Origin of the sequence: Arthrobacter sp. SLBN-83, assembly GCF_006715285.1 — a bacterium.
In the GTDB taxonomy this organism is placed as follows: Bacteria; Actinomycetota; Actinomycetes; order Actinomycetales; family Micrococcaceae; genus Arthrobacter.
Genome location: NZ_VFMX01000001.1, coordinates 4,221,038 through 4,235,903 on the forward strand (window position 1 = coordinate 4,221,038; position 14,866 = coordinate 4,235,903).

The following is a 14,866-nucleotide window of genomic DNA, read 5'->3' on the forward strand; positions in this document are numbered from 1 at the left end:
CGGCGGGTTTTGCCCTGGGCGGTGCTCCTAGCTGGAGTAGGCGCTGTTTTCGTGGACGTAGTCGTGGGTGAGGTCGTTGGTCCAGATGGTGGCTTCGGCATCGCCTGCCTGCAGGTCGATCTCCACCAGGACCTCGCGGGGTTCCAGGTCCACCAGGCTGCGGTCGTCACCGATGCTGCCGTTGCGGCAGATCTGGACGCCGTTCATGGCGACGTTGAGCTTGTCCGGCTCGAAGGCGGCGTCCGTGGTGCCCACGGCCGAGAGCACGCGGCCCCAGTTGGGGTCCTTCCCGAAGATGGCTGCCTTGAACAGGTTGGAGCGGGCAACCGAGCGGCTGACCGTTTCGGCGTCTGCTTCGCTGGCTGCGTTGAAGGTGCGGATGGCGATGTCGTGGCTGGCCCCTTCCGCATCCGCGATCAGCTTCCGGGCCAGCTCGGCGCAGACCTGGGTGAGCCCTGCGCCGAAGTCCTCGGCAGAGGGCACGGCGCCGGAAGCACCGGACGCCAGCAGGACAACGGTGTCGTTGGTGGACATACAGCCGTCCGAGTCGGCGCGGTCGAAGGTGACGCGGGTGGCGTCGCGGAGGACGACGTCGAGCATTTCCGGCTGGACGTCGGCGTCCGTGGTGAGCACCACCAGCATCGTCGCCAGGCCCGGGGCCAGCATGCCGGCTCCCTTGGCGATGCCGCCGATGCTGAATTCCTGGCCGTCGGCGTCCGTACCGATGAAGAGCGCGGACTTGGGCACGCTGTCCGTGGTCATGATGGCGGTGCCGGCGGCAGGGCCGCCGTCGGTGCTGAGCTCGGCAGCGGCAGCTTCAACGCCCGGCAGGATCTTGTCCATGGGCAACTGCTCGCCGATCAGGCCGGTGGAGCAGACAAAGACGTCCGTAGCGGAAATGCCCAGGACCTCGGCGACATTTTCCGCTGTGCTGTGGGTGTTCTGGAAGCCGGTGGGGCCGGTGCAGGCGTTGGCTCCGCCGGAGTTCAGGATGACGGCGTCCACGCGGCCGTCCGAGACTACCTGCCGGGACCAGTGCACAGGCGCGGCAGCGACGCGGTTGCTGGTAAAGACGGCGGCGGCGGCCTTGGACGGTCCGTCGTTGACCACCAGCGCGAGGTCCGGGTTGCCGGATGCCTTGAGTCCGGCGGTGACGCCGGCGGCCCGGAATCCTTGGGGTGCGGTGATGGTCACGGGGCTACTCCCTGCAGGTTGAGGCCGGCGGTTTCCGGCAGGCCGAGTGCGATGTTCATGGACTGTACGGCGCCGCCGGCCGTGCCCTTGGTGAGGTTGTCGATCACGCAGGTGACGATGACCCGTCCCGTGTGGGCGTCGAAAGCCAGCTGCATGGCTGCGTGGTTGGAGCCCTGGACCGACTTGGTCGTCGGCCACTGGCCTTCGGGTAGCAGGTGGACGAAGGGCTCGTCTTCATAGGCCTCGGCCCAGGCCAGCCGCAGCTGGGCTGCGGTGGTGCCGGCCTTGACCTTCGCGGTGGCGGTCGTGAGGATGCCGCGGCTCATTGGGGCGAGGGTGGGCGTGAAGGAGACGGTGACCTTCTCCCCCGCCGCGTTGGAGAGGCCCTGCTCGATTTCCGGGGTGTGCCGGTGCCCGCCGCCCACTCCGTAAGGGCTCATGGAGCCCATGACCTCGGATCCGATCAGGTTTACCTTGGCAGCCTTGCCCGCACCCGAGGTGCCGGAGGCGGAAACGATCACGACGTCGTCGGGTTCCAGCAGGTGGGCAGCGAACCCGGGCGCCAGCGCCAGGAGGGCGGACGTCGGGTAGCAGCCGGGAACGGCGATCCGCTTGGCGCCCTTGAGGGCTTCGCGCTGGCCAGGGAGCTCGGGAAGCCCGTAGGGCCAGGTGCCGGCATGGGCGGAGCCGTAGAACTTTTCCCAGGCGGCGGGATCTTCGAGGCGGTGGTCGGCGCCGGCGTCGATCACCACCGTCCCTTCCGGCAGTTGGGCCGCGATCCCAGCGGAGGCACCGTGCGGCAGGGCAAGGAATACAACGTCATGGCCGGAGAGGTTTTCCACCGTGGTGTCTTCAAGAATGCGGCTGGCGAGTCCATGCAGGTGCGGCTGCAGTTCACCCAGGCGGGAACCGGCGTTGCTGTGGGCTGTGATGGCGCCAATGGTCACCCCCGGGTGCCCGGCCAGAAGACGGAGGACTTCTCCCCCGGCGTAACCGCTGGCTCCTGAAACCGCAACAGAAATAGTCATGCTCCGACTATACAGCAATAGTTATGCATTGGTACCGATAATTATGCATAGGCATTGGCTGCAAGAGGCGTGCCGTACTTGTCCTCCCGGACACCCCTGTCCCTAGGATGGTTTCGGCAGCCGGGTCCGGAAACGCCGGGACCCGCGAAAGGAGAGCCATGACGCACGCAATCGTCGCACGGCAGGCAGGCGGTCCGGAAGTCCTTGACTACGTTGACGTTGAACCTCCCACGCCAGGCCCTGGACAATTGCTGATCCACGTCGGGGCGGCGGGCGTCAACTTCATCGACACGTACAAGCGCAGCGGCACCTACAAAGTGCCATACCCCTTCACACCCGGCTCGGAGGCCGCGGGCACGGTGGAAGCAGTAGGCGACGGCGTGACCGGCTTCGCCGTGGGCGACCGGGTAGCCACCGCCGAGGGTATCGACTGCTACGCGGACTATGCGCTCGTTGACGAGGACGCCGCGCTGCCGGTACCCAAGGGCCTGGACGTATTCACCGCCGCAGCGCTGCCCCTGCAGGGTGTCACTGCGCACTATCTGATGAATTCGACCTTCAAGGTGGAGCCGGGGCACAAGGTCCTGCTGCATGCCGGGGCCGGCGGCGTGGGGCTGCTGCTGATCCAGCTGCTCAAGGCACGTGGCGCGGAAGTCATCACCACGGTTTCCACCGACGAAAAGGAACAGCTGGCGCTCGACGCCGGCGCGGACCACGTGCTGCGCTACGACGGCTTTGCGGAGCGGGTCAGGGACATCACCAGCGGGACCGGGGTGGACGTGGTGTACGACGGCGTGGGCAAGGACACCTTCGACGGTTCGCTGGCGTCCTTGCGGGTCCGCGGGATGCTGGTGTTGTTCGGTGCTGCGTCAGGCCCCGTTCCGCCCTTTGATCCGCAACGCCTCAACGCCGCCGGTTCCCTTTTCCTGACGCGCCCCACCATGGGGCATTACCTGCGGGATGCGGCGGAGCGGCGCTGGCGCTCGGACGAGATTTTTGCCGCCGCCGCGGACGGCAGCCTGAAGGTCCGGATCGGTGCCCGCTACCCGTTGAGTCAGGCCGGGCAGGCGCACCGCGACCTTGAGGGCCGCAAGACCACCGGCAAGGTCCTCCTGGTGCCCTGACATGTAGTCGCCGGCCAATACGCGTCGGCAAATAGAAAGTCCCCGCAATCCATGAGGATTGCGGGGACGTTCGGATTTCCAAGGGCTGCGGTTAGCGCTGGACAGCTCCGAACCGTTCAGCAGCCAGGGCCACTGCGCTTTCGCGGGCTGCCGAGGCTTCGTCAGCGGTCAGCGTGCGGTCCTGTGCCCGGAAACGCAGACCGAAGGCCAGCGACTTCTTGCCTTCCTCGATGCCCTTGCCGGCGTAGACGTCGAACAGAGCCACGTCCTCCAGGAGCTCCCCGGCGCCTTCGCGCAGTGCGGCGAGAACCTCGTCTGCCGGCACGTCGGCCGGGACCACGAGGGCCACGTCCTGGGTTGCCACCGGGAAGGTGGAGATGTGGCGGGCCACGATGACGTCCGGAGCCGCCTCGAACAGGGCATCGGCGTTGATTTCGAGGGCAACGGTCCGGGCCGGCATGTCCGAGGCTGCCAGCAGCTTGGGGTGCAGTTCGCCCGCGTACCCCACGGTCTCCCCCGTTCGCAGCGCAAGTTTGGCGGTACGGCCGGGATGGAACGCCTGGTGGCTGCCCTGGCTGACCACCAGGTCCACGCCGAGGACATCGCCGGCAAGGCGGGCAACATCCAGCGCGTCGGCCCAGTCCCACGCCCGGGGGGTGTGGGACGCGGCGGCCGGGGAATCATGGCCGGTGAGGACCGCTGCGAGGTGGAACGGCTGGTCCGGGACGCCGTCGAACAAGTCATCGAGCACCTCGTCGGAAGGCTTGATTCCCAGCGGCGGGATGGAGGCCGTGCCCACGCTTTCGCCGGGCAGGAACACCAGGCCGGATTCGAAGAGGGCCAGGTCGCGGAAGCCCCGCGAGTGGTTCCGCTTGGCCACCTCGATCAGCCCGGGCAGGATGGACGTCCGCAGGTAGCCGTGCTCCTCGCTGATGGGGTTGGCGAGCTTGACGGCGCTTCGCGCCGCACCTTCCTCCGACACCCCGAAGGTGTCGTTGGCGGCCTTGGATACGAACGGGTACGCCAGGACCTCGGTGAGGCCGAAGTCCGCCAGGGCCTGGATGAGGCGCCGGCGCTGCTGCTGGACCCGGGTGAGGCCGCGGCCGGGAGGCGCCACCGGAAGCGTGGCGGGAATCTTGTCATAGCCCACCAGCCGGGCGATTTCCTCCGTGAGGTCTTCCTTGGTGCCCAGGTCGCTCCGCCAGCTGGGCGGCGTGACGGTCCAGCCGCCGTCGTTCTTAACGACTCCGGCGCCCAGGTCCTCAAGGGAGGTGATGATCTGTTCCCCGGTGAAGTCAATGCCGATGCGTGCGGCAGCGAAACCGGCGGGCAGCTCGATGCTGATCGTCTCCGGAGCGGTGCCAACGTCGGTGCCGGCTTCGTCCTCCGTGCCGCCGGCCAGTTCCACCAGGAGGTCCACCACGCGCTGCGCGGCGATGCCCGCCACCTGCCAGTCCACGCCGCGCTCGAAGCGCTTGGAGGCCTCGGACGGCAGCTTATGCCGGCGGCGGGAGCGGCCGATGGACACCTCGTCGAAGTGCGCGGACTCCACCAGGACGTTCGACGTCGAATCGCTCACCTCGGTTGCCGCGCCACCCATGACGCCCGCGATGCCGATGGCGCCGGAGTCGTCGGTGATGAGCAGGTCCTCGGCGTCGAGGGTGCGTTCCTTGCCGTCCAGCGTGGTGATCTTCTCGCCGGCGGACGCGCGCCGCACCACGATGTCCCCGGACAGCTTGTCCAGGTCATAGCAGTGGGTGGGCTGGCCCAGCTCGAGCATGACGTAGTTGGAGATGTCCACCGGCAGCGAGATGGAGCGGATGCCGGCCAGCCGGAGCCGGGAGACCATCCACTGCGGCGTGGGCTTGGTGGCGTCGACGCCGCGGACGGTGCGCGCCACGAACCGGTCGCAGCCTGGTTTGCCGTAGATGGGGGCGTCGTCGTTGAGCTTGATGCCGTAGCCGCCGGACAGTTCCGCCGGGGCCTGGACCTTGGTGGCCGGGTCCGTGAAGGCCGTGCCCGTAGCGTGCGCGTACTCGCGGGCCACGCCGCGGATGGAGAACGCGTACCCGCGGTCCGGGGTGACGTTGATTTCCGCGGCCTGGTCGTAGAGGCCCAGGAGCTCCATGGCGTCAGTGCCCACTTCCGGGTCCAGCCCGATGCGGGACAGCACCAGGATGCCGTCGTGGTCCTCGCCGATGCCCAGTTCGCGGACGGAGGCGATCATGCCGGCGGAGAGGTGCCCATAGGTCTTGCGTGCCGAGATGTGGAAGTCGCCCGGCAGCACGGCGCCCGGAAGCGTGACCACCACCTTGTCGCCCTCAACGAAGTTGTGCGCACCGCAGACGATGCCCTGCACACCGGAGGGATCGATGCCCTTGCCGGTGAGGGTCTGCTCCTGCCCCTCGGGGACAACGCGGACCTGGCACCAGTTGATGGTCTTGCCGTTGCTCTGCGGTTCCTTGACAAGGCTCAGGACCTGGCCCACCACGATGGGGCCCTGCAGGGTCTCCGTGGGGCGGTGGACCGCTTCCTCCTCGAAGCCGACCTTGACCAGCTCTGCCATGACGTCTTCGGCCGTTGCTTCGGCCGGTACTGCCGCGAATTCACGCAGCCAGGAAAGTGGGATACGCACTGTTAGATCTCCATCCCGAAGTGCTCGCTGAACCGTACATCGCCCTCGATCATGTCGCGCATGTCCCCCACCTCATTGCGGAACATGAGGGTGCGCTCGATGCCCATCCCGAAGGCAAAACCTGAATAGACCTCCGGATCGATGCCGGCGGCGCGCAGGACGTTCGGGTTGACCATGCCGCAGCCGCCCCACTCGATCCATGCCGGGCCACCCTTGGCGCCGGGGTGGAAGATGTCCAGCTCGGCGGAGGGCTCGGTGAACGGGAAGTAGTTGGGGCGCAGCCGGATCTGCGCTTCGTCGCCGAACATCTGCCGGGCGAAGTGCTCAAGGGTGCCCCGCAGGTCTGCCATGCTCAGGTTCTTGTCGATGGCCAGGCCTTCGAACTGGTGGAACACCGGCGTGTGCGTGGCATCGAGCTCATCGGTGCGGAACACCTTGCCCGGGCACAGCACGTAGATGGGTACCTCGCGCTCCAGCATGGACCGCACCTGCACCGGGGAGGTGTGGGTACGCATCAGCAGGTGGGCTTCGGGCGGCTCCACGAAGAAGGTGTCCTGCATTTCGCGGGCAGGGTGGTCCGGCTTGAAGTTCAGGGCGTCGAAGTTGAACCATTCCGATTCCACCTCCGGCCCCTCAGCGATCTCCCAACCCATGCCAACGAAGATGTCCGCCACGCGGTCCTGCAGCGTGGAGAGCGGGTGGCGGGCACCGGCACGGCGGCGGCGCGGAGCGGCCGTGACATCCACGGTTTCCTCCACCAGGATCCGGGCATCGTTTTCGGCCTCCAACACTTCGGCGCGCTCGGCGAGCGCCTTGTTGACCTTTCCGCGGGAGGCACCCATCAGCTTTCCGGCGAGCGCCTTCTGGTCCTTGGGCAGCCGGCCGATCTCACGGTTGGCAAGGCTGAGCGGGGACTTCTCGCCACTGTGGGCAAGGCGTACCGCCTTCAGCTCGTCAAGGGTGGCCGCACCGGCAATGGCGGTGATGGCCTGGTCTACAGCGGCGTTGATGGCGGCCTCATCCGTGGGGTTCGGGATGGCGGCGCCCGGCAAAGTTTCAGTCATCTACTGTTCTTAGCTACGAGTCGTGGCTGCCGGCAGGCGGGGCAGCCACGCGCGGTTTCCCGCCCGGCGCGTCCGTCGCTGGCAGGTCATGGATGAATGCTGAACGTCAGTGGCATTCAATGACCAGGTCAGGGCTCGCCGGCAGGACCGGCGGCCACTGCCCTCCAGTCTAGTTGAACCCTCCGGCTACCATGGCCTCATGACTTTGCGGCAGCGCACGGGTTCCCTTCAGGGTCCGACGGCGGCCCAGCGGCTCAGGCGGGCAGCCAACCTCCTTAACGGAAGCACCCTGGCCGGGCTCGCCGTCGCCCTCGCCGCCCGGACACGCATCAGCCGGGGGCCCCGGGGGCTGATCATCGCCGCGGGATACCGGTGGCGGCTGCCCTTTGCGCAGGCCTACACCCTGGGCAACGTGGTGCTGTGCCGCAGCACCGCTGAGGAGCTGGTCTCCCGCCCGGCGCTCATGGGCCACGAGGAACGGCACTGCACCCAGTACGCGTGGTGCCTGGGGCTGCCGTTCATCCCGTTGTACCTGGCAGCCGCGGGCTGGTCCGTGCTGCGCACGGGAAATCCGGGGACGGCAAACATCTTTGAAATGCACGCGGGGCTGGCCGCGGGCGGTTACCCCCTTACGTGAAGGCGGACGTGATGGTTCAGGACCCGCACATGCAGGTTGGCGCCGGCACGGTCACCGTGACGGGAACGGGCTCCGCGGAGGCGGCCCCGGACCTGATGCTGGTTTCGGTAGGCGTGGAGTGCCGGGCCGGATCGGTGCAGGAAGCGTACGCGGCAGCAGGCGAGGCCCTGGCTGCCGTGGGATCGGTGCTCCGCGGCCGCGGCGTTGCCCCCGTCGATCTCCGGACCGCAGGGCTGAGTGTCCGGGCCGACCTCGCCTGGCGGGACGGGGAAGGGCAGAAACTCGTGGGCTACGTGGCCGCCGGCAGCCTTCTGGTGAAATTGCGGGACCTTGGCAGCGCATCGGGAACGGTTTCGGAAGCCGTCCGCGCGGCAGGGGACGCTGCCCGGCTTAACAGCCTGCAGCTGGTCCTGTCCGACGATTCCGCCGTTCGGGCACAGGCCCGGGACGCCGCGTGGGAGGACGCGCTCCACACCGCCGGACAGTACGCCGCGCTGGCCTCGGCCACCCTGGGACGGGTGTTGTCCGTGGCAGACCAGCGGCCGGCTTCGGGGCCCGTACCGCTTGCTGGACTGCAGCGGGCCTCCTCCGCCGAATCCCTGGCCGTTGAGCCCGGGGAAAACCGGGTGGACGCGGCCGTGACCGTCACGTGGGAGCTGCAGCGCTGACACCCTCCCGGTAGGGGCGGGACTGCGGGAGGTGTTGCGGCCTTGACTTCCATTCGAACATGTTTTCGAATGGAGGCATGAGATGGGAAGCGCAGGCACTGGTGCCCACACCCAACCCCGCAGGCACAGCCGCTCCAGCGCTGCTTCCGCTGGCGGGCCTGGTCCGCTCCGTCACCACGCCTGAGTTCGCAGGCATCACGTTCCACGAGGTCACTGCCAAATCGGTGCTCAACAAGGTGCCGGCGGGGTCCAGGATGCCATTCGAATGGACCGTCAATCCCTACCGCGGCTGCAGCCATGCCTGCGTCTACTGCTTTGCCCGCAAGACGCACACGTACCTGGATTTCGACGCCGGCATGGACTTCGACAGCCAGGTTGTGGTGAAGGTGAACGCCGCCGAGGTCCTCCGGAAGGAACTGAACAAGGCCTCCTGGACGCGCCAGCAAGTGGCCCTGGGCACCAACACCGATCCCTACCAGCGGGCCGAGGGCCGGTACCGGCTCATGCCGGGAATCATTAACGCCCTGGCCGAGTCCGGCACTCCCCTGTCCATCCTCACCAAGGGAACCCTGCTGGCACGGGACATTCCGCTGCTTAAGAGCGCCGCCACGCAGGTCCCCGTAGGGCTCGGCATTTCCCTGGCCATGACCAACGAAGCCCTGTCCGAGGCGATCGAGCCCGGAACGCCGGCACCCAGGGCGCGGCTCCGGCTGGTGTCCCGGCTCCGCGAAGCGGGACTGCCCTGCGGCGTGATGGCCATGCCCATCCTGCCGTGGTTGTCCGACAGCGACGAAGCACTGGATGCGCTGTTCGGCTCGCTGGCGGCAGCGGGCGCCACAGGAGTCACTGCGGGTGCCCTGTACCTGAAACCCGGCACCAGGGAGTGGTTCATGAAGTGGATCGCGGCCAACCACCCCGAGCTTGCCGGCCGCTACCGGCGGCTGTACGGCACCGGCTCCTACGCGTCCAAGGAATACCGGACGTGGCTCGCCGGGAGGGTCCGGTACTTCAAGGCGCGCCACGGCTTCTCGCATTCGTCAGGCTTCAGCCACCGTGACCTGGACAAGCCGGACCTGGACGATCCGCGCGTCGAAGAGGCGCAGTACCCGGCAGGCAGCATCCCCGTCGCCGTTCAAGGCGGCTCCCCTGCTGTTTCTGCGGCTTCCCGGCCCGGAGTGCAGGATTCACTGTTCTGACTTTTGTGAGGCCCCGGGGGTCAGTCGCAGGGGCTCAGTCCTGCGCCAGGGGCTCCTGTACCGGCACCGCCACAGAGTCCAGGAGGGCACTGACAATCGGATAGTCGGCCGGGATCCAGGGCAGGCCAAGGACGGCTTCCCGGTTTCGGAGGTCCACCCACTGCAGCTCGTCGTGGTCTTCAAGGGGCGTCGCCTCGCCGCTGGTCACTTCGGCGAACCAGACCCGCATGCTGGCGCGCTCATTGAGCGGCCAGCCTTGGGGGTCCTCCGCGGGCAGCTCCGACCCCAGGCGGACATCGATGCCCAGTTCCTCGGCGAGTTCGCGCACCAGCGCTGTTTCGGGTTCCTCGCCGGCTTCCACTTTGCCCCCGGGAAACTCCCACAGCCCGGCCAGGTGCTCCGGTGCGCTCCTCCGCGCCACCAGCATTGCCGCCGGCTGGGCCAGGTTGTCCACCACGGCTCCGCCCACTACCTGTATCAGTCCAGTCACCGGCTCATTCTATGGGCCACAATGGGAATGCCCGGAACAGCATCCGGCAGCCCGTCGACGCCGGAGGAATAGCTCCTGACCGCCGGGGGTTTGCAACACTGTCCGGATTATCCTGCCCCACTGCTGTGGCACCGTCCATTCCATGTTCCACCTTCGAAAAGCAGGCATATGAGCAGCGTTCTTTCCCCGTCCACGGCAGCCGGCACCAAGGCCCCCAATATCGGAATGGCCATCTTTGCCCTGGCCATGGGCGGTGTGGGCATCGGCGTCACTGAGTTCACCATGATGGGCCTGCTGAAGGAAGTGGAACAGGGCCTGGGGATCAGCACGCCCGAGGCCGGCCATCTGATCTCCGCCTATGCGCTGGGAGTGGTGGTTGGCGCTCCCCTGCTGGCCGCCGTCGGCGCCAAGCTCCCCCGCAAGAAACTCGCGCTGGGGCTCCTGCTCTTCTTCACCCTGGCCAACCTGAGTTCTTTCATCGCCCCTGACTACGGGTCGATGCTCGTCTCCCGCTTTGCCGCCGGGCTCCCGCACGGGGCCTTCTTCGGAGTTGCTGCAGTCATAGCCGCCTCCCTAGTCCCCGCTACCCGGCGCGGCTGGGCCATCTCGATGGTCATGGCAGGGCTCAGCGTCTCCAACGTGGTGGGCGTACCGTTTGCCACGTGGCTGGGCCAGACCTTCGGCTGGCGGTTGCTGTTTGTCCTGGTGGGCGCCATCGGTCTGCTGGCGTTGGCCATGGTGTGGAAGTTCGTGCCCTTCCAGGCTGCCCACCCCGATGCGAGTATCCGGCGTGAGCTTGGCGCGCTCAAGCGGCTGCAGGTGTGGCTGGCCCTCCTGGTGGGCATCGTGGGTTTCGGCGGCTTCTTTGCCACCTATACCTACATTGCGCACACCATGACCGCCGTGGCCGGCATCCCCACCGCACTGATCCCCCTGGTGGTGGCGCTCTATGGGCTGGGCATGGTGGCCGGAAACATTGTTGGCGGCCGGCTGGCCGACAGGTCCGTCATGGGCACCCTGTACCGGGTCCTCCCGGCTGTCGCCGTGGCCCTGGTGGTCTACGCTGTGGCCGCGCACTGGCCGTGGAGCGCCATGGTCATGGTGTTCGTGGTGGGCGCCGCCGGCTCCATGTTGATCCCGGCCCTGCAGACCCGACTGCTGGACGCCTCGCCGGATGCCCCGTCACTGGCATCCTCGCTGAACCATGCCGCCCTGAACGTCGCCAATGCCTTGGGGGCGTTCCTCGGCGGCCTGGTCATTGCCCTCGGCTGGGGCTTCACCGCCCCGGCACTCGTTGGCGCCGTCCTGGCACTCCTCGGTTTCGGCGTGGCCCTCTTCAGCGGCCTGATGGAACGCAGACGGCCGTTGGCTGCCTGAGCTTGCCGAGGCTGTCCCTGCCCGGGTTGCCGTGGACGATCCATGGCGAATACTTCCCTGCACGGAGGCCTAACGATGCTGCAACGCCGCCCCCGGAGCTACTGACTTTAGGGGGTGCTTATGTTAGCTTGAGCCTCATCGGGACTATTAATCCCGGTCACAATGAGGAGGAGACATGGGTTTTCTTGCTTGGATTATTTTGGGCCTGATTGTTGGGGCCATCGTTAAAGCCGTAATGCCCGGACGGGTTGGCGGCGGCTGGGTGACCAGCCTCATCCTGGGTGTCGTCGGAGCCATTGTTGGCGGCTGGATTGGCAGCCTCCTGTTCAACAAGGGCGATCTTGCCTTCTTCGACCTCGGCACCTGGATTCTCGCTATCGTCGGCGGCCTGATTGTCGCCGGCATCTACGGAGCAGTCACCGGACGCGGGAAAGCCAGCCGCGCACCCTGATCGCTCTGTCAATCAATAACCCACGGGCCCCGGAATTCCGGGGCCTTTCTTTGTCCTCCGGACCGGCCGCCGTCGTCCGTGTTTCAGCCCAGTCCCGTGTTTGCGCCCAGTCCTGCCTCGGGCGTCCTATCGGGCGCTTCCGGTGCCCGCCGCAGCCTCAGCCCGGCGCTGGGACCGGGCGCTGGCGTACAGGCATACGGTGGCTGCGGTCCCAAGGTTGAGGCTTTCGGCGGCGCCATAGACGGGCACGGCCACCCGGTGGTCCGCAAGGCCAAGTTCCTCCTCGGAAAGACCCTGCGCCTCGTTTCCAAAGAACCAGGCGGTAGGCCCGGCGAGATCGTAGGCAGACTCGGGGCCGGCGCCGGTGAGCCTGCGGCGGGCGCTCTCGTCCTGCAGGACGTCCAGGTCCAGCTGGCCGTAACCGTCAGCCGCGAGGACGCCGATGCCCCGGGCTTTACACTCCGCTGCCAGTTCCGCAGGGTCCGCGGCCAGGACGACCGGAAGGTGGAACAACGACCCCGCGGTGGACCGGACCGCCTTGGGGTTGTAGATGTCCACGCTGGATGCGGTGAAGACCACCGCGTCTGCGCCTGCGGAGTCGGCCGCACGCAGTACGGTTCCCGCGTTGCCAGGGTCCCTGACCTGGCACAGGACGGCAACCAGACGGGGGCCGGCGTCCAGCACTTCCGCCAGGGAAACATCCACGAAGCGGCAGACGGCCACGATCCCCTGCGGATTGACGGTGTCGGCCATGGCGGCCAGGACCTCATCGGTGGCCAGCCGGGCCGTGGTGCCATGGGCGAGCTCTTCAAACTCAGGGAAACGGTCAAGGCAGCTTTCGCTGGCAAAGACTTCCGTGACGACTCCGGGGGCACCTGCCGCAAGGCGCTGCTGGTGGAGCTTGAGGGCCTCCCGGACGGCCTGTGGACCTTCGGCAAGGAACTGGCCGCGCTTTAAACGGGCCGGGCGCCCTGCAAGTTTCGCCACATCCCTGACCCGATCGGCTCGGGGGTTGGACAGTGGAAGATCTTGCGGGCGCCCGGTTTCGTTCATACAAGAACTGTAGTAGCTGCTGCCACCTGTTCCTGAATGGGCCCCTCAGGCGAGGGGCGGCAGCTTTGGCTAGGCTGCGGCAACCTTCTTGGCGGAGGTGTCTGCCGGCAGGGAGTCCTTGGCAACCTGGACCAGTGCGGCGAAGGCGTTGGCGTCGGAGACGGCAAGCTCGGCCAGCATACGGCGGTCAACCTCGACCTCGGCGGCCTTCAGGCCCTGGATGAGGCGGTTGTAGGTGAGGCCGTTGGCGCGGGAAGCAGCGTTGATGCGCTGGATCCACAGGCGGCGGAAGTCGCCCTTCTTCTTCTTGCGGTCGCCGTAGCTGTACACAAACGAGTGCAGCAGCTGCTCTTTGGCCTTGCGGTACAGGCGCGAACGCTGTCCGCGGTAACCCTTTGCCCGTTCAAGGACAACCCGGCGCTTCTTGTGGGCGTTTACCGCCCTCTTCACACGTGCCACGTGCGTACTCCTTCGAAAATCTGATCCCAAGCATCTGTTGCCGGTAATCCGGCGGCGGCCTGAGAAGGCTGTTTGGCAGGTGACCGGCCACCAGGGGGCGGCCCGTCAGTAAAACTTGGGAACTAGATGCCGAGCATCTTCCGGATGACCTTGGCGTCGCCCTTGAAGACGATCCTGTCGCCGGCGAGGCGACGGGTCAGGCGGGAGGACTTGTGCTCCAGGTAGTGGCGGCGGTTGGCCTGCTGGCGGCGCAGCTTGCCGCTGCCGGTCAGCTTGAAGCGCTTCTTAGCACCACTGTGGGTCTTCATCTTCGGCATGGGAACCGATCTCCTTACGTTTCTGCAGGCCCGGAGGCCGCAGTTCTATCGCGCAGCCGCCCCTGCGGGCAGCATGCTGGTTGCTGACTGCCGGAGGGCGGACCCCCGGCAGCTGTGAACTAGTTGGTCTTCTTGCCGGCCGGCTTCGGCACTGCCTTGGGGGCAGGGCGCGCAGCAGGCTTGGGCGCGGCAGGCCTGGCCACCGGCTTCGGCGGTGCAGGCACGGCAGCAGGCTTGGGCGCGGCCGGTGCTGCAGCTTCCGGCTTGGCAGCCGCAGGCTTGGGCGCCGGAGCGGCCTTCGGCGCAGCCGCCTTGGGAGCTTCCTGCTTCGGAGCGGCAGCCTTAGGGGCTTCCTGTTTCGGGGCTTCCTGCTTGGGCGCGGCAGCCTTGGGGGCTTCCTGCTTCGGAGCCTCGGCCTTCGGTGCTTCCTGCTTCGGGACTTCCTGCTCCGGAGCCGCCGCCTGGGGCTCGGTGGACACGGTGAAGCCTTCCGGCAGGAGGTCCGCCAGTGACTGCGTCATGGGGGCCTGGTCCTGGCCGGATGTGTCGACGCGTCCGGAAGCCTTGGCTTCGTTCTGTGCCTTGGCCTCGGCGCGCTGGGTGGCACGACGTGCCTCAGCCTTGGCCTCGGCCTTGTTCTTCAGCGGGCCAACCACCATGACCATGTTGCGGCCGTCGATGCGCGGGCTGGACTCCACCACGCCAACTTCGGCGACGTCGTCCGCGAAACGCTGGAGCAGGCGGATGCCCATCTCCGGACGCTGCTGTTCACGGCCACGGAACTGGATCATGGCCTTGACCTTGTCCCCGGCACCGAGGAAGCGAAGGGCGTGCCCGCGCTTGGTCTCGTAGTCGTGGGTGTCGATCTTCAGGCGGAAGCGGATTTCCTTCAGAACGGTGTTCGTCTGGTTCTTCCGGGCCTCACGCGCCTTGACCGCGGCCTCGTACTTGTACTTGCCGAAGTCCATCAGCTTGCACACCGGAGGCTTCGCCTGAGGTGCAACTTCAACGAGATCAAGGTCGGATTCGGCAGCCAGGCGCAGGGCATCCTCAATACGGACGATTCCTACCTGTTCACCTGCAGGTCCGACCAGCCGCACCTCGGGGACGCGGATACGCTCATTGATTCTTGGCTCGCTAATGTTAAAGCTCCTGTGTTTGTTGTTGTTTCCG

Annotated in this window: 15 protein-coding genes; 6 read left to right on the top strand and 9 right to left on the bottom strand. The window is 67.1% G+C overall.

Going from position 1 to position 14,866, the window contains the following annotated elements; all coding sequences use genetic code 11:
* Nucleotides 1-27 precede the first annotated feature (27 nt).
* Nucleotides 28-1,194, bottom strand: coding sequence for a bifunctional glutamate N-acetyltransferase/amino-acid acetyltransferase ArgJ (gene argJ / locus FBY30_RS19700; RefSeq protein ID WP_142134467.1), 1,167 nt, complete (start codon nucleotides 1,192-1,194; stop codon nucleotides 28-30).
* The gene (gene argC / locus FBY30_RS19705) at nucleotides 1,191-2,222 is read right to left on the bottom strand and encodes an N-acetyl-gamma-glutamyl-phosphate reductase (RefSeq protein ID WP_142134469.1); all 1,032 of its coding nucleotides are present in this window, start codon (nucleotides 2,220-2,222) and stop codon (nucleotides 1,191-1,193) included. Before argC ends, argJ begins: the two co-directional genes overlap by 4 nt.
* Nucleotides 2,223-2,380: 158 nt before the next feature.
* Here argC and FBY30_RS19710 point away from each other — a divergent pair, with 158 nt between their 5' ends.
* A complete protein-coding gene (locus FBY30_RS19710; protein WP_142134471.1) occupies nucleotides 2,381-3,346 on the top strand; it encodes a quinone oxidoreductase family protein in 966 nt (321 codons plus the stop codon).
* A gap of 91 nt (nucleotides 3,347-3,437) precedes the next feature.
* Here the strand turns inward: FBY30_RS19710 and pheT are convergent, their stop codons facing one another.
* On the bottom strand, nucleotides 3,438-5,981 hold the full coding sequence (pheT, locus tag FBY30_RS19715) for a phenylalanine--tRNA ligase subunit beta (protein ID WP_142134474.1): 2,544 nt from the start codon (nucleotides 5,979-5,981) through the stop codon (nucleotides 3,438-3,440).
* Between the two features lie 2 nt (nucleotides 5,982-5,983).
* Nucleotides 5,984-7,045, bottom strand: a complete 1,062-nt coding sequence (pheS, locus tag FBY30_RS19720) for a phenylalanine--tRNA ligase subunit alpha (RefSeq protein WP_142134477.1) — start codon at nucleotides 7,043-7,045, stop codon at nucleotides 5,984-5,986.
* 199 nt (nucleotides 7,046-7,244) lie between these two features.
* On the opposite strand from pheS, the gene FBY30_RS19725 reads away from it, so the two are divergent.
* The 3 genes from FBY30_RS19725 (at nucleotide 7,245) to FBY30_RS19735 (ending at nucleotide 9,546) form a co-directional block, all read left to right on the top strand.
* Nucleotides 7,245-7,682, top strand: a complete 438-nt coding sequence (locus FBY30_RS19725; RefSeq protein ID WP_142134479.1) for a hypothetical protein — start codon at nucleotides 7,245-7,247, stop codon at nucleotides 7,680-7,682.
* A gap of 29 nt (nucleotides 7,683-7,711) precedes the next feature.
* Nucleotides 7,712-8,350: an SIMPL domain-containing protein gene (locus FBY30_RS19730; RefSeq protein WP_235009509.1), complete on the top strand. Its 639-nt coding sequence runs from the start codon at nucleotides 7,712-7,714 to the stop codon at nucleotides 8,348-8,350.
* Nucleotides 8,351-8,427: 77 nt separating this feature from the next.
* A complete protein-coding gene (locus tag FBY30_RS19735; protein WP_142134484.1) occupies nucleotides 8,428-9,546 on the top strand; it encodes an Rv2578c family radical SAM protein in 1,119 nt (372 codons plus the stop codon).
* 34 nt (nucleotides 9,547-9,580) lie between these two features.
* Here FBY30_RS19735 and FBY30_RS19740 read toward each other — a convergent pair whose 3' ends face one another.
* Complete coding sequence (locus tag FBY30_RS19740) at nucleotides 9,581-10,036, bottom strand: (deoxy)nucleoside triphosphate pyrophosphohydrolase (RefSeq protein WP_142134486.1); 456 nt, start codon at nucleotides 10,034-10,036, stop codon at nucleotides 9,581-9,583.
* Nucleotides 10,037-10,204: 168 nt separating this feature from the next.
* Here FBY30_RS19740 and FBY30_RS19745 point away from each other — a divergent pair, with 168 nt between their 5' ends.
* Together FBY30_RS19745 and FBY30_RS19750 are read left to right on the top strand one after the other, a co-directional pair.
* A complete protein-coding gene (locus FBY30_RS19745; protein WP_142134488.1) occupies nucleotides 10,205-11,413 on the top strand; it encodes an MFS transporter in 1,209 nt (402 codons plus the stop codon).
* A gap of 175 nt (nucleotides 11,414-11,588) precedes the next feature.
* Nucleotides 11,589-11,864, top strand: a complete 276-nt coding sequence (locus tag FBY30_RS19750) for a GlsB/YeaQ/YmgE family stress response membrane protein (protein ID WP_142134490.1) — start codon at nucleotides 11,589-11,591, stop codon at nucleotides 11,862-11,864.
* Between the two features lie 126 nt (nucleotides 11,865-11,990).
* Here FBY30_RS19750 and FBY30_RS19755 read toward each other — a convergent pair whose 3' ends face one another.
* The 4 genes from FBY30_RS19755 to infC form a co-directional block, all read right to left on the bottom strand.
* A complete protein-coding gene (locus FBY30_RS19755; RefSeq protein WP_142134492.1) occupies nucleotides 11,991-12,917 on the bottom strand; it encodes a TrmH family RNA methyltransferase in 927 nt (308 codons plus the stop codon).
* A 69-nt stretch (nucleotides 12,918-12,986) separates the two neighbouring features.
* Nucleotides 12,987-13,376: a 50S ribosomal protein L20 gene (rplT, locus tag FBY30_RS19760; protein ID WP_018763610.1), complete on the bottom strand. Its 390-nt coding sequence runs from the start codon at nucleotides 13,374-13,376 to the stop codon at nucleotides 12,987-12,989.
* A 122-nt stretch (nucleotides 13,377-13,498) separates the two neighbouring features.
* Nucleotides 13,499-13,693 carry a 50S ribosomal protein L35 gene (gene rpmI / locus FBY30_RS19765; protein WP_018771575.1) on the bottom strand — a complete coding sequence of 65 codons (195 nt, stop codon included), beginning with the start codon at nucleotides 13,691-13,693 and terminating at the stop codon, nucleotides 13,499-13,501.
* A gap of 119 nt (nucleotides 13,694-13,812) precedes the next feature.
* Nucleotides 13,813-14,793, bottom strand: coding sequence for a translation initiation factor IF-3 (gene infC, locus FBY30_RS19770; protein WP_235009510.1), 981 nt, complete (start codon nucleotides 14,791-14,793; stop codon nucleotides 13,813-13,815).
* Between the last annotated feature and the right edge of the window lie 73 nt (nucleotides 14,794-14,866).